Below are 18,672 nucleotides of genomic sequence, written 5' to 3'. Positions count from 1 at the left end.
CCCGCCTTAACCCTCGCCAAGTGCAGCAGCGATATCCTTGATGCGCAGCATCAGAACCAGCGGCTCTATCGGACTCTCGATAAACCCGTGCTCCAGATAGAACGCCTTGGCTCGGTCATTTAGCGCATGCACCAGAACCGCCGCCGCCCCGATTTCCTGCGATGCATTCAGAACGCGCAGCAACGCATCCCGCAGCAGCGCCGCACCGATCCCGTTGCCCTGTTCACGATTGTCCACGGCCAAACGACCGAGGATGATGACGGGAACGCGGGACGGCATATTACGCCGGACCTTGCTCGGAGCCTCATCCCGTTCGACCGCACCCGCAGCCAAAGCGTAATAGCCGACAACGGTGTTACTACGACAAACAACATAGATCCGCGAAGCCCCCGATGCCTGATTGCCCCTTGCACGGCGTTTCAGCCACTGGTCAAGGCTTGGCGCGCCGCAGTCGAACCCATCAAGTTCATGAGTGTCGTCGAGAAGTTCCGGTGCCCGCAGGGGAGATTTTGGCGCACTCATTCCTCCCACGGAGCCTTGGTTGCCATAAGTTTACGCAAGGTTTTCGAGGGGCTCGCGGGCGCATCAAGCGCGGCCTGGAAAGCATCAAACCGCTCGGGGTCCAGCCGGAACAGGCTGCGGTCAAGCAAGGCGTCTTCTGCCGCGCGCCGTGTGGCCTCGAGCATGAATTCGGTGCGGTTCTTGCCCAAAGCGTCCGCCGCGCGATCGATAAGATCCCGGTCACGTCGGGTGACGCGCAGGTTGATCAGCGATTTGTGCGCGGCGGGGGTGGCAGCGTGGGATACGGGCATTGGTTTCTCCGGAATAGGTGATGCTTGCAATGTAAAGACGATAGATACACAAATCAAGAGGCGACGTAATGGCAAAGCAATTCCCACAATCCCTGCAAACCCATCTCGATTCCGGCACCACCACGCTCGCCTGGTGCTGGCGGCTGACCCGCAACGACGGGGCGGTGTTCGGCTTCACCGATCACGATCGCCCTCTGACGTTTGACGGCACAACATTCGAGCCCGAGTCCGGTTTTACCGCCTCGGAAATCCGTTCCGGTTCCGATCTGTCGGTCGATGCGCAGGAAGCCGAAGGCGTGCTGACCTCCGCCACCATCACAGAGACCGATATTCTTGATGGCCGCTGGGACAACGCAACGGTGGAGATCTGGCGGGTAAACTGGGCCGACACCGCCAGCCGTGCCCTGCTGCGGCGCGGGGCCATCGGCCAGGTCCGGCGGGGTCGGCTGCATTTCGTGGCCGAGATGCGCAGTCTCGCCCATGTGTTGGGGCAAACCATCGGGCGGACGTTTCAGGCGAGTTGCGATGCCGCCTTGGGGGATGCCCGCTGCGGCGTCGATCTGAATGCGCCCGCTTTCAAAGCATCGGGCACTGTGGTTTCACTGTCGGGCGATCGCGGCTTTGCGGTATCGGGTCTCTCGGGCTTTTCGAATGAATGGTTCGCGCTCGGCACGCTGCACTGGCTGACGGGTGCCAATACCGGACGCAGGGCCGAGGTGTTGAGTCACGCGCTCACCGGCGCGGACATAATCATCACCCTGCTTGAGGCCCCTGTGCGGGGTATCGAAGTCGGACACACCTTCGACATCTTCGCCGGGTGCGACAAGCGGTTCGAGACCTGTCAGGCCAGGTTCGCCAACGCCGTCAATTTCCGAGGCTTCCCGCATATCCCGGGGCAGGACACCATTATCCGCTATGCCGCCAAGGGCGATGCAAATTCGGGATCGGTATTATGACAGGCGCGCGAAACACAGCCCCGACGCGCATCGTCAAATCCGCCCGCCGCTGGATCGGCACGCCGTATCACGATCAGGCCTCTGTGCGCGGTGTGGGCTGCGACTGCCTCGGCCTGTTGCGCGGTGTCTGGCGGGATGTGGTGGGTCCCGAACCAATGCCCATGCCACCTTATTCCCGCGACTGGGGTGAAGCAGGGCCAGTCGAGGTGTTGGCCGAGGCCGCACGGGCGGCAATGCAGGAGCTGGACGTTGCAGAGGCCCGCGCCGGTGACATCATCCTGTTTCGCATGCGCGCGGGCGCGATTGCCAAGCATGTGGGAATTCTGTCCGGAGGTGGGCATTTCATCCACGCCTATGAGCGCACGGGCGTAATCGAGGAACATCTGACGCCTGCCTGGCAGCGCCGGATCGCCTTCGCTTTTCGTTTTCCTGTGAGGTAAATCATGGCATCCATTCTTCTGGCCTCGGCCGGTGCCGCGATTGGCGGCAGTATCGGCGGGGCCATCCTTGGCGTGTCCGCCGCCACCATCGGCGGCGCGATCGGCTCGTTTGCCGGCTCAATGATCGACAGCTGGATTGTGTCGTCACTCGCCCCCGGGCAGCGGATCGAGGGCCAACGGCTGGAAAACCTGACCCTCACCACCTCGACCGAAGGGGCAGTGATCCCGCGCATTTATGGCCGCATGCGCATCGGCGGTAATATCATCTGGGCCACGGATTTTACCGAAACGGTGAACACGACCACCCAAGGTGGCGGCAAGGGCGGCGGGCCGAAGGTGACCACCACGGCCTATCTTTATTCCGCGTCTTTCGCGGTAGCCCTGTGCGAGGGACCCATCACCGGGATCGGGCGCATCTGGGCCGATGGCAAACCGCTCGATCTCTCCGGCGTCACGTGGCGGATTTACACCGGCGACGAGACCCAGCAACCGGACCCGTTCATCGAGACAAAAATGGGTACGGGAAATGCCCCCGCCTATCGCGGCACCGCCTATGTGATGTTCGAGGAATTGCCGCTGGAGCAATTCGGCAATCGCATCCCGCAGCTGTCTTTTGAGGTCTTCCACCCCGTTGTTGAACCCGACACCGCCGAAGGCATGATCCGCGCCGTCACCCTGATCCCGGGCACTGGCGAATTTGTCTATGCCACGGAACCGGTGTCTCGCGGAACCGGCGGCAGTACCTCATCGGAAAACGTTCACACAACCAATGCCGTGCCCGATATCATCGCGGCGCTCGACCAGTTGCAGGCCGCCGCGCCGAATATCGAGAGCATCTCGCTTGTGGTTTCATGGTTCGGCACCGATCTGCGCGCCGGGAACTGCCAGATCATGCCCGGAGTCGAGAACACCACCAAAGTGACCACGCCAAAGATCTGGGCGCTAAATGGCGTGACACGTGCCGGTGCCCATGTGATCAGCCTCGATACCAAAGGCCGCACGGCCTATGGCGGCACGCCAGCGGATTTTGCCGTCGTGCAGGCCATTCAGGAAATCAAAGCGCGCGGGTTGCGGGTCACGTTTTATCCGTTCCTGCTGATGGACATTCCGGCAGGCAATACGCTGCCCGATCCGTATTCGGACAACGCGGCCACAACTGGCCAACCCTCTTACCCATGGCGCGGCCGGATCACCTGTTCTCCGGCGGCGGGCTATGCGGGAACCGCGGACAAGACAGCCACTGCGGCCACGCAGGTTTCCGCATTCTTCGGCAATGCGCAGGAATCCGATTTTGCCATCAGCGGCGAGGCCGTCTCCTGGACCGGCGGCACCGACTGGGGCTATCGCCGCATGATCCTGCACTACGCCCATCTCTGCGCAGCGGCTGGCGGGGTGGACACTTTCCTGATCGGATCGGAATTGCGCGGGCTAACCACAATTCGGGACGGGGCAAGCACCTATCCGGTCGTATCTGCATTGACGCAACTGGCCGGTGATGTAGCCGGTATTCTCGGTCCCAGCACCGCCATCAGCTACGCCGCCGACTGGTCGGAATATTTTGGACACCAGCCGACGGATGGCTCGGGTGATTTGTTCTATCACCTCGATCCATTGTGGGCCGATCCGGATATAGATTTCATCGGCATCGACAATTACCTGCCGCTGTCCGACTGGCGCGATGGCTTTGAACACGCCGATGCGCAGGCGGGCTGGAATTCAATTCGTGATCTCGACTATCTACGCGGCAATATCGAGGGCGGCGAAGGGTTTGAGTGGTATTATGCCTCGGATGCGGATCGCAGCGCCCAAAACCGCACGCCCATTACCGACGGGGCCTATGCCAAGCCATGGGTATTTCGCCCCAAGGACATCCGGTCATGGTGGACGCTGCCCCATCACGACCGGCCAGGCGGGGTGGAAAGCGCATCCCCCACCAGCTGGGTGCCGCAATCAAAGCCGATCCGCTTTACCGAACTCGGCTGCCCGGCGGTCGATCGCGCCACCAACCAGCCGAATGTATTCTATGACCCGAAGTCGACCGAAAGCGCCTTGCCGTACTTTTCGCGGGGCTGGCAGGACGAAGCCATCCAGCGGCGCTATATCGAAGCGATGCTGGGCTATTGGGGTGAGGCGGCCAACAATCCGACCAGCAGCGTGTACACCGCGCCGATGATCGACATGGGCGAGGCGGCTGTCTGGACATGGGACGCGCGGCCTTATCCGGATTTCCCCGCCCGCGAGGATGTCTGGGCCGATGCACCCAACTGGCGGCTCGGGCATTGGTTGAACGGGCGGCTCGGGGCGGTAGGGCTTGGCGCGTTGGTGCGCGAGTTGTGCCGCCGCGCGGGGCTGGACGACAGCCTAATCGACGTGAGTGAATTGTCGGATACGGTTCCGGGCTTTGCAATTTCCGCTCTGGAAAGCCCGCGGGCCTCGATCTCGACGCTGGCGCGGCATTTCGGGTTTGATGCGGTGGAAAGCGGTGGCATCATCCGGTTTGTGACGCGCGGGCAGCGGGCCACCGCCACAATCAAACCCGACGATATGGTGGCTGCGCAAGGCGATGTCATGGAACTGACACGCGGACAGGAAACCGAACTGCCACAAGCGCTCAAATGGCAGTTGGTGCGCCCCGACGAGGAGTATGATGCCGCCACTGTCGAGGCGCGCCGCGTCACGGTGGAGGCCGCCCGCGTGGCCTCGGAGAGCTTCCCGCTGGCGGTGTCGCTGGAAGAGGCCGACCGGCGTTGCCGTCGTGCCCTGATGGAAGCCTGGGTCGGGCGCGAAACATTGACGGCCAAGCTGCCGCCGTCACGCTTGTCGCTCGATCCCGGCGATGTAGTCAGTCTGGATAATGATGGCCGCCTGATCGACTATCGCATCACCCGCATCGGCGATGCAGGTGCACGCTCCATTGAGGCAACCCGCACCGACGCCGCCATTTACGACCTGCCACCGGGGCAATATCGCCCGGCGAGCCTGCCCGGAGCCACCGTTTATGGTCCGGCGGAAATTGCCCTGATGGACCTGCCGCAGCTTGACGATGCTGTTCCGGCGTATCGACCTTATGCCGCCGTATTCGCTAAACCATGGTATGGCACGGCCGCCGTATGGCGCAGTGCGGACACCTCGGGTTTTGCCCTGCTGGACACTATTGCTCAGGCCGCGCAGATCGGCGCGCTGGTTGTGGATCTGCTTGCCGGTCCGATCAACCGGATCGATCATGGCAATGAGCTGCTGCTGGATGTTTCCTCCGGCACACTGACCAGCGTTACCGATACGGAATTGTTCGCCGGAGCCAATGCGCTGGCGGTTGAAAGCGCGCCCGGTACTTGGGAAGTCATCCAGTTCGGCAATGCCGAACTGGTCGCCATGGGCCGTTATCGCCTGACTCGCCTGCTACGCGGCCAGCGCGGCACTGGCGATGCCATGGGCAGCCCCGCACCAACCGGAGCGCGGGTTGTAATGTTGGGCTCCGGCATCCAGCCGCTCTCCATTGCCGAGGCCGATCTCGGCCTGCCGTGGAACTGGCGTATCGGTCCGGCCAGCGCTGCCCCATCGAATGCGATCATGCAGGCCAAAACATTCACCCCGAACGGGCGCGGGCTGATGCCTTTTGCACCCGCGCAGGTGCGGATGCGGCGGGAAGCAAACGGCGATCTGACCTTGCGCTGGCTGCGGTGTGACCGGTCGCTCTCGGCAGACAGCTGGGTGCTGACCGATGTGCCGATGTCGGAAGCCACCGAGGCCTATGGTCTGGAATTTTTGGACGGCGTAACTGTCAAGCGATCCTTGACCATTGCCACCCCGGTCTTCACCTACACCGCCGCCATGCAAAGCGCAGATTTCGGCGGGCCGGTCAGCAGTCTTTTTATCCGCATCACCCAGATCGGCGCGCTCGGTCGGGGTGTGCCACTCGCCCAAATTCTCACCGTCAAGGAAAGCCTATGACCAACACACCAAATCTGTCCTTGCCCTATCTTGCCGCCGCGCAGGCGCAAAAGCACATCACCGTCAACGAGGCCCTGAGCCTGCTCGACGCGCTGGCCCAAATGGCAGTTGTTGCAGTTGGCGCAACAACTCCACCCGGCACACCGGCCGAGGGGGAGCGCCACATCATCGGCAGCGGTGCCACGGGCGCATGGTCCGGCTGGGACAACAGCATCGCGCTGTTTTCCGGCGGCGCATGGCTGCGCCTGATCCCGCAGGTTGGCTGGATGGCGTGGGATGTTTCGGCCAGCGAATTGCTGGTCTGGAACGGGTCCGCCTGGGTTTCCTTCGTGCCGAACCTGCAAAACCTCTCCGGCGTCGGCATCGGCACTTCATCGGACGCCACCAACAAGCTGGCGGTCTCCGCCGCCGCAACCCTGCTCAATCACGCCGGAAACGGCCACCAGCTCAAGATCAACAAGGCCGCATCCGGTGACACCGCCAGCCTGCTGTTCCAGACCAACTGGTCCGGGCGCGCCGAGATGGGCACGGCGGGCAGTGACGATTTTTTCCTCAAGGTCAGTGCCGACGGCAGCACGTTTTTCGAGACCTTGCGGGCGGACGGTAATACCGGCGCGGCCAAGTTTCCCAACGGCATCGACCCCGAGCGCCGCAGCATCGGCGGCCTGACCAAGGGTGGCGGGTCCGACTGGTGGGGGCCGGTCGATCCGTTCACCCTGAGCTACAGTTCCGGATCCCCGCAGGCACTGTCGCAGGACAAGATGTACTTCATGCCCGTTTTTGTCGATCGCCCCGTTCAGCTGCTTGGCGGGTTTGTGTCTCTGGGCACCGCCTCGACCACTGCAGGCGCGCTGATCCGCTGCGGTATCTACCGGCTCGGTGCGCCCAACGGGGATGACTGGGATATCGGGGATCGGGTGGCGGATTTCGGGACCAATCCGGCCGATGTAGCGGGCCACAAGATCTTCGACCTGGCAACCCCGCAAACCCTGACCAGAGGCTGGTATGTCACCACCATGGGGGTAAGTGGTGCGGGAGCCTATGCGCGCTATGCCCGCTGGATGACGCCCGGCCTGACCCGATACTACCCGCACAGCAGCGGCACCAGCGCCTATCCCCGCGTCGTTGCCCCGCAGGTTTTCCTTTACGAGAACGCCAGCAATGCCGCGATCACCGGTGGCTTGCCTGCCAGCTGGACCGGCAACCCCGTCAGCACCATGACCTCGACCAACAACTGGGTCTACCAGATGGTGTTCCCGAAGTGGCGCGAAGTCTGAACCACCCCGAACAACAAGGAGAGAATATGACACCGCCGAAACTTGAAGCGGGCTATGTCCGCATGCCCGAGGACGAATTCGAAGCCATGCTGGCCCGCGCCGCCGAACAGGGCGCGCGTCGTGCTTTGGCCGATGTTGGCCTCGACGGTCCGGAAGCCGCCATTGACATCCACGACCTGCGCACATTGCTCGACAGTCTGCGCATGGCGCGGCGCACCGCCTGGCAGACCGTCGTGCGCCTGATCACCACCGGCCTGCTGCTTGCCCTGATCGCGGGCATTGCCGTGAAGCTGAAGCTGTTCGGCTGACGCCACCCAATATCACCCCAACCACATGCCCGCCAACTGGCGGGTTTTTCATTTCTGGAGGAAACCATGACCACCCATTATTACGCTGACTGGCGTGACGTGCCCGATAAACTCTGGCGCTGGCCCAACTTCAGCCCCGAGGAAATCGCCTGTCGTGGCGATGGCACGATCCGCATCAACGAGCCGGCCCTCGACAAGCTGCAGGCCTTGCGGGACCGCCTTGGTGTACCAATGATTGTTAACTCCGCCTACCGCAGCCCGAACTATAACCGGCAGGTCGGCGGGGCCAAACATTCCATGCATCTACAGGGCGCGGCGTTCGACATTTCCATGGCCAACCATGATCCGGAGAGTTTTGAAGCGGCGGCGCGCGAAACAGGCTTCACCGGCTTCGGCTTCTATCCCCGCCAGAACTTCATGCACATCGACATCGGCCGCGCACGTCAGTGGGGCGACCCGTTTCCGCCCAGAGCCGCCCGATTTGCACCGGAGCCGCCACGCCTGCGCGAAGCCCTGACCGAAAGCCGCGCCATGAAAGGCGGCAGCGCAGCCGGTGTGGCCACCATCGGCGCAGCGGGCGTAGAGGTGATGCAACAGGCTGTCACCGATACCCAGTCCGCCCTGCAACCGCTGATCCCGTATCTCGACGCAATGCGCTGGCTGTTCATCGCTGTCGCCTTGATCGGCATCGGAACCACCATCTACGCCCGCTGGGATGACTGGCGTAAAGGCCGCCGCTGATGGGCGCTCTCATTGCATGGCTCACCAACAGCCGCCTCGCGCTGACTGCCGGAAAATGGGCCACCATCGCCCTCACAATAACTCTGTTCCTCCTGTCCCTGCGCCGCTCCGGTGAGCGCGCCGGACGGCTGGCGGAACGGCTCGAAAATACGGAGAAAGCCAATGAAATCCAGCGCCGAATGCTCGAGGCCGCGTCTCGCCGCCCTCGCAATCGTGACGAGCTTGCTGAGCGCCTGCACGACGGTGGGTTCTGAGCGGCCCACAGGTGTGTGCCCGCCGGTGGAGGAGTATGACGCGGGGGTTCTGGCACAGGCAGCCGCGGAAGTGCAAGCGCTGCCGAAAGGGTCGGCGGTTGTAGACATGCTGAGCGATTATGCCGTTATGCGGGAGCAGGCGAGGGCGTGTGTTTTTCCGTGATGTCAAAGGGTTTCCGGTATAAGCTGGGGCCAATGCCGGTTTAGGGGTTGATTTACAATGAAGAATTGCATCGCAAAAATACGCAAAGAGCGAGGGCTTACATTGCAAGCCCTTGCGGATCGTGTTGGCGCGAGCAACCAACAGATCAGCCATCTAGAAAAAGAGCGACGAGGATTGACCGTGGATTGGCTGGACCGGATTGCGGTCGCGCTGGATTGCCATCCGTTTGACCTCTTGGAGCCCGATCCGGCGCTGATGAAGATTAACGGAACAAGCCCCACGGCCATAGAACAGCAGCTTGTTTTGCACTTCCGGCGTTTATCAGACGCGCAGCAAGAGGCCATGCTGGATTTTATGAGAACGGTTGTTTGTGACGTGGAAACGCCTGACTATGGAGGTCAATCCACAACCGGATAAAACGGCTGCCCCCAATCCTCGTCCGGATTATCCATCATGATGTCAATGAACACTGGCATCAGGAAGCCAAGGATGGCTGCGCTGTCGCCAACCTGTGCGCGGTTGACGGCGCTGTTCCATGTGGCCCCGCCGTGGATCAGTTGATTGCGCAAAATGTAGAGCCGGTCAAAAACAAAGCTCAGCACGCGGGTCGTGTCTGTGGATTGAACGGCCTGCGCGAAACTGCGGGCGGAAGCGTTGAAGCGTTCTTCCCAGTCGTCAAAGCCATCGACCCCGTTATGGAATTGCCAGAACGGATTGAACACATACCTGTTTTGCATGAGGTTGCGGATCGGGCCGGAAAACTGTTTCCAAATGGCGTTGTAGATCTGCTGATCGGCATCAAGGGCCACCAGTTTGGCAAAGAAACCTTCAAAGGCCCCGCGCTCGCCGGTGGCGATGCCTTGCAATGATCCCTCATCTGCGTAGGCGGCATTGAAGGCAATCCACAGGAACAGGAATGCTGCGTCGTGATCGTCACCGACCTGTTCAGCGCGCCCGATCCAGCTGATCGAGCGGTGGACGCGCAGGCCCATGGTTTCGGGAAAATCCACGCGAAGGGCGCGCTGTTTTGCTTTCAGGGTGGCGTGGGGGATGGTTTCTGGCATGGGCAATTCTCGCGGTTTGAATGGGCTGAAGGAAATTCAGGGCAAAGCATCGAAATCGGATCGTCGGTAACCTTCGGTGAGTTGACGGAGACCTGCCGGTTCCAGAACTACGACCGCATCGCCCCATTGATAGAGAAACCACGCCATTTCCAGCCAGCCGGCCGCATGGAAGCGGACGATCAGGCTGCCATCGGGCTGATGCTCGGCACTCTGGTTCGGATGGAACTGGAACCCGGCAGCACGCTCGGCGGCGGCGGGGCTGAAGCGCCAGACAACCTCGCCGTATTGGGCCGGATCCTGATAGGCACCGAAGGCTTTTGCCGCATAGGTGTCGATGGAAAACCCGTCTTCAAAGGCAAAACTTTCGTCCAGGCAATTCGCCGTCTGGATCCGGTCCATGCGGAAGTTTAGCAATTCCGGCCCACGCGCGGGCTGGCGGGCCACCAGATAGCTGCGCAGGCCCAGCAGAACCCCGTGCGGTTCCACAATCCTTTGCTTGCTATTCTGTGCCCCATAGGAAATTTCCAGCCGGAACGGGCCGCGCAAGGCCTCGATCACCGCGTCCATGACCTCGGGACGTTGCGCCGCGCGTGGCCCCGGGCGGGCAACATGGCCAAGCGAGGCCAGAACCGCCTCGGCATCCGCTTCAGCCCTGAGCGCGTCACGCGCTGGTAGGCGGGCCATCAGCCGGTCCCTCATTTCTTCCAGCGCACGGGCGTGGCGCAGGCGGTTGTCGTCACGGGCCGAGATGGTGGCAATTTCCAACGCCTCTATGGTGGTTTCCTGACGTGGTTCCAGCCGCGCGATTGCCGGATCAAGCAACCGCCAGCGCCGCCGCCGATCCGCCCCGTCGGTGATTTCCACATTGGCAAAGGTGGCTTCCAGTGCATCGGTCATGCGTTGCGCGGTGCGATGGGACACGTCAAATTCGGCGCGGATTTCCGCAAGGCTGATCCCACCGTGGCGCGAGGACGCCATTAGTGCGAGACGAAGCAGATCCTGGGCTTTTGCAAAAGACATTTTCAACCACGACAGGAATTGACACCCTTATAGGCTATTGTTCACAGTGAGTTCTGTCGAGATGATTCTCTCGATGGTAGATTTTCGAGTGAATTGGGGCATTTATTGCGCAAAGTTGACGGCCATATCCTGTTTTCGGCATCCGACCTTATGAAATTCATGGGATGTAAGCACGCGACCGTTTTGGATATGGCGCGGATGCGCGGGGAAGGGCCAAAGCCACGAGAAGATAGCGAGGATGCGGCACTGTTGCAAAAACAGGGAGACGCGCACGAGGCCGCACATCTGGACAAGCTGAAATCGCAGGGACGGCGGATTGTCGAAATCGACAGCGGAGATCTTGCGGCCAATGCCGCCGAAACCCGCAAGGTTCTGGCGCAGGGGCCGGGTGTGGTTTTCCAGGGTGCGTTCCTGTCGGGCAACTGGGGTGGCTGGTCGGATTTCCTGGAACGGGTGGAGCGCCCCTCGAAACTGGGGGATTTCAGCTATGAGGTGACCGATACCAAGCTGAAACGCACGCCGCACCCCAAGCATGTGCTGCAATTGGTGCTCTATTCCGACCTGCTGGCGGAAATTCAGGGGGTGATGCCGGAATTTGCCCATGTGGAACTGGGCACTGGCGAGCGCGCCACGTTGCGCCTTAGGGATTACAGCGCCTATGCGCGGGCGGCGCGGGAGAGGCTTGAGAGCTTTGTGGCAAGTCCCGAGGAACCCCGCGCGGTAACTCGTCCTGTGCCCTGCACCGATTGCGGGCTGTGTCGCTGGGCGGATCATTGCGCGGATATCTGGGTCAAAGAAGACAGCCTGTTCAACGTGGCCAATATCAGCCGCACGCAAGTGAAAAAGCTGGAAGCGACGGGGGTGGATACACTCGCGGCGCTGTCCACGCTGGACCATCCGGTGCGCGGGTTGAGTGAGCCGACACGCGCACGGTTGGTGACACAGGCGCGCCTGCAACAAGCCCGCAAGACCGGTGCGCCGGATTTCGAATTGCGCCCGCCAGAGCCCGGCAAGGGCTTTGACCTGCTGCCCGAACCCCAAGCGGGGGATCTGTTTTACGACATCGAGGGCGACCCGCATTTTGAAGGCGGACTGGAATATTTGCACGGGGTCTGGGCCAAAGATACCGAGTTTGTGAAATTCTGGGCGCACAGCCACGAGGCTGAAAAGCAGGCGGTCGTCGATCTGTTTGATTTCTTTCGCGCCCGTCTGGAGAAATTCCCGCAGGCCCGCATTTACCACTACGCCCCCTATGAAATTACCGCCCTTCGCCGCCTGACCGCAAAATACGGTATCGGCGAAGCTTTTCTTGACCGCCTGCTGCGCGAACGGCGGTTTGTCGATCTGTTTGCCGTGGTACGCGGCGGGTTGATCGGTTCGGAACCGAATTATTCGATCAAATCCATGGAGGCGTTTTACGGTCTTGTGCGCGATGGCGAGGTGAAAACCGCTGGCGGCTCTGTCGTGGCCTATGAAAAATGGCTGGAGACCGGCGAGCAGAAGATTCTCGACGAGATTGAGGATTACAACCGCATCGATTGCGTCTCGACCGAGGATCTACGCGACTGGCTGGTGGGGATCCGTCCCGATGGGCCGTGGCCGGAAATGGCCGAGGACTTCGGCGACAAAGAGGTGGAGGAGGACGCCGAGGCTGACGCCCTGCGGGCCATGCTGACGGCATCGGAATTGCCCGAAGATCGGCAGGCGATGTTGTTTGATCTGGGGATGTTCCACACCCGCGAGGCGAAGCCGGCATGGTGGGCGATTTTCGACAGTCTCGGCAAGGATGAGGATGATCTGATTGACGATCTGGACGCGCTTGCGGGATTGCAAGCCATAGGGCCGGTCGAGCCAATCAAACGCTCGGTCCAGCGTACATATCGTTTTCCCGAACAGGAAACCAAGCTGCGGACGGGGCGCAAGGCGACCATCCCGACGCTGGACGGTATGGCCACCGTCAATGTCACGGAACTGGACCGCGCTGCGCGGCATATCACCCTTAAAATCGGTAACAAAAATGCGGATCTTCTGACCGATACCCTGACCCTGCATCCGGACAAGCCGATCTCGACCGCGATCATTGCTGATGCCCTGCGCGATGTAATTGCAGACCAATGCGGGGCCAGAACTTACCGCGCGCTGGATGACCTTCTGTCACGCAGCCCCCCGCGGCTAACGCCCCCTGCGGGGGATAACATCCTGAACGACGTCGATTTCGTTGCGGGCACCATCAATGCCGTGGCCCGCATGGACGAAACCGTGCTGCCCATTCAAGGCCCTCCCGGTACCGGCAAAACCTATGTTTCCGCCCGCGTAATTCTGTCTTTGGTGCGCAGCGGCGCGCGGGTCGGCGTGGCCTCCAACAGCCACGAGGCGATCCGCAATGTGCTAATGGGATGCTTGGAGGCTGTTGAGGACGAGGATACGCCAATTACGTTGGAAATGGCGCATAAGGTGTCACCGGGCAATGACGGCTACCCCGAGGGGGTGGAGGAGATTTCTCGCCCGACCTCGAATGATGATCCGGCGCTTACAGACTCTCATGTGGTGGGCGGCACCGCGTTTTTCTTTGCTCGGGAGCAGAACATTCAGGCCTTTGACTGGCTGTTTGTCGATGAGGCGGGGCAAGTGGGGCTGGCGAATATGTTGGCCATGGGCCGCGCCGCGCGTAATATCGTTCTGGTCGGCGATCCTCAGCAATTGCCGCAAGTCATTCAGGGGGCGCACCCGCATCCTGCCAACCTGTCTTGCCTTGAATGGGTACTGGGAGATCACGCCACCATCCCGCCCGAGCGCGGCATCTTTCTGCCTGTCACCCGCCGGATGCATCCTGATGTATGCAGGTTTATCTCGGAGCAGGTTTACGAGGGTCGGCTGCAAAGCCATTCCGATACAGCCTGCCAAAGCGTGACCGGCACGTCCTTCCCCGAAGCTGGCGCATTCTGGGTGCCGGTCCCCCACGAAGGCAACGCCCAGACTGCGCCCGAGGAAGTGGCGGCGATCAAGGCAGCAATCACCGAGCTGCTGCGCGGCCACTGGACCGACAAGGACGGCACCGCCCGCCCTGTGCGCCCGCACGATATCATCGTCGTTGCGCCCTATAACGCGCAAGTCAATGCCTTGGCCGAGGCGCTGCCTACCGGTATCCGCACCGGCACGGTGGACAAGTTCCAGGGACAGGAAGCGCCAATCTGCCTTGTCTCCATGACAGCCAGTTCCGCCGAGGAAACATCGCGCGGCATGGAATTCCTGTTCTCGCTCAACCGGATCAATGTGGCGGTATCACGGGCAAAGGGGCTGGCGCTGGTCTTTGGTGCACCGCGCTTTCGCGAGGCAAAATGCAACACGGTGGAACAGATGAAACTGGTGAATACGCTATGTGCGTTGAAAGAAAGGGAATTCGATGGACATTGACAGGATAATTTCGAGGTTGCCCCAGGACTCGTTAAAAACCCTCAAGGATCGTTGCACCAACGTTGACCGGGTTTTGGCGCGTGATCCAGAAAATGTGGATGCGCAGCGCTTGGGCTTGGCTATCAAAGCAGAGTTGACCGGGCGCAAATTGGATAACCGGAAAAAAGTAGGGTCATTGTGGTGGGAGCCTCACAATCGAGACGTCCCTGAATTCTTTGCCTTTGAAACGGCAGATTCGGCTATTCCTGTAGCTGTAATTTTTAAGAGCGATACGCATACCGCGATACGCAAGGATGTCTACTCGGTTCGGATTGGGGACCGTGAATTGGCCGAGCGGTTTGCAAACGTTGCAACGGCTCGACAGGCGGGATCCGAGGCGTGGGACAATGGTATTCGGCCATGAAAATCAGATTTGGTAAGACTTTGTCGATTAGTGCATTGGTGTATGTTAACCGGTTGGAAGAACTCGTATGATCCGCTTTATCCATACGTCCGATCTTCACCTTGGCCGCCGGTTTGGCAATATGCCCGAAGATGTCCGAGGGCGGCTTGTCGATGCCCGACATCAGATTCTCGACCGGCTTGTGCAGGCAGCCTGTGATCATAACGCGACCCATATTCTTGTGGCCGGTGACATCTTTGACACGGAAACACCAACCGACCCTATTTGGCGCCAAGCTTTAACGGCCATGGGGCGCAATCCTGATATCCAGTGGTGGTTGATCCCCGGAAACCATGACAGCCTTGCCGCTGAAAGCCTGTGGCAGAGGTTTCGCCATCATGCTCCCGCCAATGTGCATTTGATCGACACCGATAAGCCGATCGAGATTGAGAAAAACGTATGTCTTTTACCTTGCCCTTTGCCGCGGCGGTATCCGGGCCGTGATCTTACGGCCTGGATGGTAAACCATAAAACCGATCCGCAAGCGCTGCGCATCGGACTGGCTCACGGGGCAATCCGAGATTTCAGCGAAGGCAGCATAGAAGGGGACGATATCATACCGCCTGATCGCGCTGAAACGGCCCGGCTGGACTATCTGGCACTGGGGGACTGGCACGGCCGCATTTCCGTTGGAAAACGGACATGGTATTCGGGAACTCCCGAGCGGGACAGTTTTCGACATGTTGGACGAGGAACTTGCCTTGCCATCACGCTCGATGGTCCCGGAACCGAGCCAATAATAGAGACGATCGAAACCGGAAAATTCTACTGGATCGATGAAGATCTGCCCCTTGTTCCTGGGCAGTCTGCTGTAGAAGCTTTTGAAGCATTACTACCCCCAGATCGCGCGTTACTGCGGGATTACATGTTCAGGGTTCGCGCTTCCGGGCGTTCAACCTTGGCGGAGCAATCCGCCCTGCGGGTTACCGCCGAAACCGCCGCACCGGAATTTTGTCACTTTATTCTGGACGAAAGCGCACTGGAAACCGAATTTGAAGATGCCGATCTTGATACAATTGATCATGCAGGTGCCCTGCGGGTGGCGGCCGAAGAACTCAGCGAAAAAGCGCAGGACAACGAGCGCAGTGCAGAGGCGCGCAAAATATCCGCGGCTGCCCTGAACCGCCTTTACGGATATCTTCAGGAGGGGCAACAATGAAACTTCTTTCTGTCACGCTTAGCGATATTCGCCGTTTTACTAAGCCTGTCATCATTGATGGCATAGGTGACGGACTAAATGTTCTGACGGCACCCAACGAGTATGGAAAATCCACGTTGTTTGATGCTCTGCAAGCGGTATTTTTTCAGGGGCTTCGTGCTAAAAGCAAGGAAATTATGGCTCTAAAACCGCATGCGGGTGGGGCTCCGCAGGTTGAAGTCGAAGTCGAAACTCCGGATGGTCGATTCCGCATCATCAAGCGTTGGTTGAAACAGCCAATGGCCGAAGTGTATAAGGGTGATCGGTTAATCGCCAAGGCAGATGATGCCGAAGCCTGGATTGCTAAATTAATGCATTCTGGTGATGCAGGAGGGCCTGCTGGGTTGTTATGGGTGCGCCAAGGGATTACGGCGCTCGACCAAGGTTCCAAAAAAGAGAAGGAAAGTGCGCAATACGCCCGCCAGGATCTGATGTCCTCGGTTGCTGGCGAAGTTGAAGCCCTCACCGGCGGGCGGCGCATGGATATCGCAATTGACCGGTGCCAGGATGATCTGAGCAAGTATGTCACGGCAACAGGGAGAGTGTTGAAAAGTGGCCCGCTGGATACGGCCGAAAAGGAAGTGGCCAGCCTTGCGCAGCGTAAGAGCGAATTGGAAGACACCGTTCGGGAACTTTCCGGCGCAATTAACCGGCGACGCGAAATAAAAAAGGCGCTTGCCGAGCTTCAGGATGCAGATGTGATTTCTGGCCGTGAACAGCGTCTTTCAGACGCCACCAAAGCCCATGAAGATGCGCTTCGCCATGCAGATAGCGTGTCACGCGCGCAAAATGCGGTGAAAACGGCAACTCTGGAACGTGATGCTGTGGAAGCCAAGCTGGAAGCACTTCAAAAAGCCAGAAAATCATTTGAGAAAGCTCAAAAGGATGAATTCGAAAAATCTGAATTTGCGGCAGAATGCGTTAAGACGTTGAAGGATTCCGAGGCGAATTTTGTGTCCTGTAAGGCTGATGTGAAAACGGCCCGCGAGGTTGAAGAAGATGCAGTAAAGACCCTTAACGCAGTTTTGAAGGCTGAGAGCGGGCGCAGTGCAAAAACACGCCGAAAGGATCTGAAAAAGCGCATCAACGAAGTCGAAACCTTGGCTAAGTCGATCACAAGCGACAGTAATGCAGCGGCGACAGGCCCTGACAAAAAAACGATCGAAAAGCTGGATGTGCTGTCACAGGAAGTCTCTGTTCAACAAGAACTGCGCACGCGCAGCGCGCCACAAGTCAGCTTGAGTTATGTCAGTGCTGAAATCCCGCGCGCCACGATTGCAGGGGGTATTCTGAAAGATCAGGAGGTTGTCCCTCTCCCCGATGGTGCCACGATTGACATCCCCGAGTTTGGCCTTCTTACTCTGCGTCCCGGGCAAGGTGCCAACGATGATGACGAATTAAACAAGGCTAAGGTGAAATTTGCGAAGGCTCTGGATGACTTGGGTTTTTCGACACTTGATGCGGCACACAAGGCGGCAAACCAGCGTGATGAAGCTGCCAAGCGGGTTCAGGATGCCAAAGATAAAGTTTCACTTCTTGCCCCGGATGATCTGGACGCATTGCGCATAGAACTTGCGTCTCTGCCAGAAGCGGTTGAGCCGGATGCAGACTTGCCAGATCAAAAGACCGCGCAAGTAGCTGTGGACGCAGCAAAAACGAGGCTGAAGAAAAATGAAGATGAATTGGAGGACGCGCGCGATCAGCGCGATCAGGACCGCGACGCCGCAGCCCGCGCCAGTGTTTTAGCGGACGCAGCCCAGTCAACTCTGGAGGAGGCCGAGGCCGCAGTGAAGGAATTTGAGGATGTCGATACTCTGGAACGGAAAACCATTATCGAATTGGATGACGCCGGCTCGTTACTCGGGAAACTGGAAAAAGAATATACAAAGCTGGCTGCAGAAGCCCCAGACCTCTCGGTGAGTCAAGCCGCACTGGATCGAGCCAAATCCGTGTGCGAACAGGCCAAAACCGAAATCTACAGTCTAGGGCAGGAGCTTGCTGGCCTTGATACGAAAATTGATCTTCGCTCGGGGGAAGGTGTTGAAGAAGATCTTACCGACGTGGTTATTCGTTTTGGGGCTGCTGAAAAAACGCTTGCGGCTTTGCAATTTGAAGTCGAGGTCCTGAAGGAGCTTGCCGGAACACTTGATGCCGCCCGCACCGCAGCTCGGGACCGGTATTTCGAGCCGGTGATTAATGAACTTAAACCCTTGCTCAAATTGTTATGGCCCGATGCCGATCTTAAATTTGACGGGGACAGAATTTTGCCCACGGCTTTGATCCGTGACGGACAGGAAGAAAGCATTGGAGTCCTGTCGGGCGGCACCCAGGAACAAATTGCGCTGCTGGTCCGTCTGGCATTTGCGCGATTACTTGCCTCTGGCGGGCGCCATGCCCCCATCATTCTGGATGATGCGCTGGTTTATACGGATGATGACAGGATAGAACGCATGTTTGATGCTCTCCATAGACAAGCAGGTGATCTGCAAATTATTGTACTCAGTTGTCGTCAGCGCGCATTCCGGGAACTTGGTGGGCAAAAGCTGACCTTCAAAGTTGTTTTAGATGATTAGCGCATTTTACCGGGGAAATGAAAGAATTATGAGGCAGATAGTAAAACTAAAGTTAGCTA

General features: G+C 59.4%; 16 protein-coding genes. 12 read left to right on the top strand and 4 right to left on the bottom strand.

All coding sequences use genetic code 11. The features are described from left to right. Positions 1-6: 6 nt before the first annotated feature. Together BAR1_RS12250 and BAR1_RS12245 are read right to left on the bottom strand one after the other, a co-directional pair. Positions 7-522: a GNAT family N-acetyltransferase gene (locus BAR1_RS12250; protein ID WP_118943280.1), complete on the bottom strand. Its 516-nt coding sequence runs from the start codon at positions 520-522 to the stop codon at positions 7-9. Then, positions 519-812 (bottom strand): type II toxin-antitoxin system TacA family antitoxin, encoded by a 294-nt coding sequence (locus tag BAR1_RS12245; RefSeq protein ID WP_118943279.1) that lies wholly within the window; start codon positions 810-812, stop codon positions 519-521. Before BAR1_RS12245 ends, BAR1_RS12250 begins: the two co-directional genes overlap by 4 nt. 68 nt (positions 813-880) lie before the next feature. On the opposite strand from BAR1_RS12245, the gene BAR1_RS12240 reads away from it, so the two are divergent. From BAR1_RS12240 to BAR1_RS12200, 8 genes are all read left to right on the top strand, one after another. Next, positions 881-1,768 (top strand): DUF2163 domain-containing protein, encoded by an 888-nt coding sequence (locus tag BAR1_RS12240; RefSeq protein WP_118943278.1) that lies wholly within the window; start codon positions 881-883, stop codon positions 1,766-1,768. Next, complete coding sequence (locus BAR1_RS12235; RefSeq protein ID WP_118943277.1) at positions 1,765-2,208, top strand: NlpC/P60 family protein; 444 nt, start codon at positions 1,765-1,767, stop codon at positions 2,206-2,208. The genes BAR1_RS12240 and BAR1_RS12235 overlap by 4 nt, the downstream gene beginning before the upstream one ends. A gap of 3 nt (positions 2,209-2,211) precedes the next feature. Beyond that, positions 2,212-6,159, top strand: coding sequence for a baseplate multidomain protein megatron (locus tag BAR1_RS12230; RefSeq protein WP_118943276.1), 3,948 nt, complete (start codon positions 2,212-2,214; stop codon positions 6,157-6,159). Beyond that, positions 6,156-7,436, top strand: coding sequence for a DUF2793 domain-containing protein (locus BAR1_RS12225; protein ID WP_118943275.1), 1,281 nt, complete (start codon positions 6,156-6,158; stop codon positions 7,434-7,436). The genes BAR1_RS12230 and BAR1_RS12225 overlap by 4 nt, the downstream gene beginning before the upstream one ends. Positions 7,437-7,462: 26 nt before the next feature. Then, positions 7,463-7,744 carry a DUF6127 family protein gene (locus BAR1_RS12220; protein WP_118943274.1) on the top strand — a complete coding sequence of 94 codons (282 nt, stop codon included), beginning with the start codon at positions 7,463-7,465 and terminating at the stop codon, positions 7,742-7,744. Between the two features lie 66 nt (positions 7,745-7,810). Next, positions 7,811-8,485: a YcbK family protein gene (locus BAR1_RS12215; protein ID WP_118943273.1), complete on the top strand. Its 675-nt coding sequence runs from the start codon at positions 7,811-7,813 to the stop codon at positions 8,483-8,485. Further along, positions 8,485-8,739 carry a hypothetical protein gene (locus BAR1_RS12210; RefSeq protein ID WP_118943272.1) on the top strand — a complete coding sequence of 85 codons (255 nt, stop codon included), beginning with the start codon at positions 8,485-8,487 and terminating at the stop codon, positions 8,737-8,739. The genes BAR1_RS12215 and BAR1_RS12210 overlap by 1 nt, the downstream gene beginning before the upstream one ends. A 220-nt stretch (positions 8,740-8,959) precedes the next feature. Beyond that, positions 8,960-9,319: a helix-turn-helix transcriptional regulator gene (locus tag BAR1_RS12200; protein ID WP_118943270.1), complete on the top strand. Its 360-nt coding sequence runs from the start codon at positions 8,960-8,962 to the stop codon at positions 9,317-9,319. On the opposite strand, the gene BAR1_RS12195 is transcribed toward BAR1_RS12200, so the two are convergent. Together BAR1_RS12195 and BAR1_RS12190 are read right to left on the bottom strand one after the other, a co-directional pair. Then, entirely contained in the window at positions 9,301-9,966 is a 666-nt protein-coding gene (locus tag BAR1_RS12195) for a HEPN domain-containing protein (RefSeq protein WP_162891775.1), read from the bottom strand. The genes BAR1_RS12200 and BAR1_RS12195 overlap by 19 nt on opposite strands. A gap of 36 nt (positions 9,967-10,002) precedes the next feature. Continuing rightward, positions 10,003-10,986 carry a helix-turn-helix transcriptional regulator gene (locus BAR1_RS12190; protein ID WP_118943269.1) on the bottom strand — a complete coding sequence of 328 codons (984 nt, stop codon included), beginning with the start codon at positions 10,984-10,986 and terminating at the stop codon, positions 10,003-10,005. Between the two features lie 105 nt (positions 10,987-11,091). Between BAR1_RS12190 and BAR1_RS12185 the strand changes: the two genes are divergently transcribed. From BAR1_RS12185 to BAR1_RS12170, 4 genes are all read left to right on the top strand, one after another. Continuing rightward, on the top strand, positions 11,092-14,400 hold the full coding sequence (locus BAR1_RS12185) for a TM0106 family RecB-like putative nuclease (protein ID WP_194295007.1): 3,309 nt from the start codon (positions 11,092-11,094) through the stop codon (positions 14,398-14,400). Continuing rightward, positions 14,390-14,803: a hypothetical protein gene (locus tag BAR1_RS12180; RefSeq protein WP_118943268.1), complete on the top strand. Its 414-nt coding sequence runs from the start codon at positions 14,390-14,392 to the stop codon at positions 14,801-14,803. The genes BAR1_RS12185 and BAR1_RS12180 overlap by 11 nt, the downstream gene beginning before the upstream one ends. A 67-nt stretch (positions 14,804-14,870) precedes the next feature. Then, on the top strand, positions 14,871-16,001 hold the full coding sequence (locus BAR1_RS12175; RefSeq protein WP_118943267.1) for a metallophosphoesterase family protein: 1,131 nt from the start codon (positions 14,871-14,873) through the stop codon (positions 15,999-16,001). Further along, positions 15,998-18,613: an AAA family ATPase gene (locus BAR1_RS12170; protein WP_118943266.1), complete on the top strand. Its 2,616-nt coding sequence runs from the start codon at positions 15,998-16,000 to the stop codon at positions 18,611-18,613. The genes BAR1_RS12175 and BAR1_RS12170 overlap by 4 nt, the downstream gene beginning before the upstream one ends. Positions 18,614-18,672: the final 59 nt, after the last annotated feature.

The organism is Profundibacter amoris, from assembly GCF_003544895.1.
Lineage (GTDB): Bacteria > Pseudomonadota > Alphaproteobacteria > Rhodobacterales > Rhodobacteraceae > Profundibacter > Profundibacter amoris.
This window is presented reverse-complemented; position numbering and strand designations above follow the sequence as displayed.

Excerpts from the sequence above, each read along its gene's own strand:
- BAR1_RS12250 (WP_118943280.1), bottom strand. The coding sequence starts at position 522 with ATGAGTGCGCCAAAATCTCCCCTGCGGGCACCGGAACTTCTCGACGAC.
- BAR1_RS12245 (WP_118943279.1), bottom strand. The coding sequence starts at position 812 with ATGCCCGTATCCCACGCTGCCACCCCCGCCGCGCACAAATCGCTGATC.
- BAR1_RS12240 (WP_118943278.1), top strand. The coding sequence starts at position 881 with ATGGCAAAGCAATTCCCACAATCCCTGCAAACCCATCTCGATTCCGGC.
- BAR1_RS12235 (WP_118943277.1), top strand. The coding sequence starts at position 1,765 with ATGACAGGCGCGCGAAACACAGCCCCGACGCGCATCGTCAAATCCGCC.
- BAR1_RS12230 (WP_118943276.1), top strand. The coding sequence starts at position 2,212 with ATGGCATCCATTCTTCTGGCCTCGGCCGGTGCCGCGATTGGCGGCAGT.
- BAR1_RS12225 (WP_118943275.1), top strand. The coding sequence starts at position 6,156 with ATGACCAACACACCAAATCTGTCCTTGCCCTATCTTGCCGCCGCGCAG.
- BAR1_RS12220 (WP_118943274.1), top strand. The coding sequence starts at position 7,463 with ATGACACCGCCGAAACTTGAAGCGGGCTATGTCCGCATGCCCGAGGAC.
- BAR1_RS12215 (WP_118943273.1), top strand. The coding sequence starts at position 7,811 with ATGACCACCCATTATTACGCTGACTGGCGTGACGTGCCCGATAAACTC.
- BAR1_RS12210 (WP_118943272.1), top strand. The coding sequence starts at position 8,485 with ATGGGCGCTCTCATTGCATGGCTCACCAACAGCCGCCTCGCGCTGACT.
- BAR1_RS12200 (WP_118943270.1), top strand. The coding sequence starts at position 8,960 with ATGAAGAATTGCATCGCAAAAATACGCAAAGAGCGAGGGCTTACATTG.
- BAR1_RS12195 (WP_162891775.1), bottom strand. The coding sequence starts at position 9,966 with ATGCCAGAAACCATCCCCCACGCCACCCTGAAAGCAAAACAGCGCGCC.
- BAR1_RS12190 (WP_118943269.1), bottom strand. The coding sequence starts at position 10,986 with ATGTCTTTTGCAAAAGCCCAGGATCTGCTTCGTCTCGCACTAATGGCG.
- BAR1_RS12180 (WP_118943268.1), top strand. The coding sequence starts at position 14,390 with ATGGACATTGACAGGATAATTTCGAGGTTGCCCCAGGACTCGTTAAAA.
- BAR1_RS12175 (WP_118943267.1), top strand. The coding sequence starts at position 14,871 with ATGATCCGCTTTATCCATACGTCCGATCTTCACCTTGGCCGCCGGTTT.
- BAR1_RS12170 (WP_118943266.1), top strand. The coding sequence starts at position 15,998 with ATGAAACTTCTTTCTGTCACGCTTAGCGATATTCGCCGTTTTACTAAG.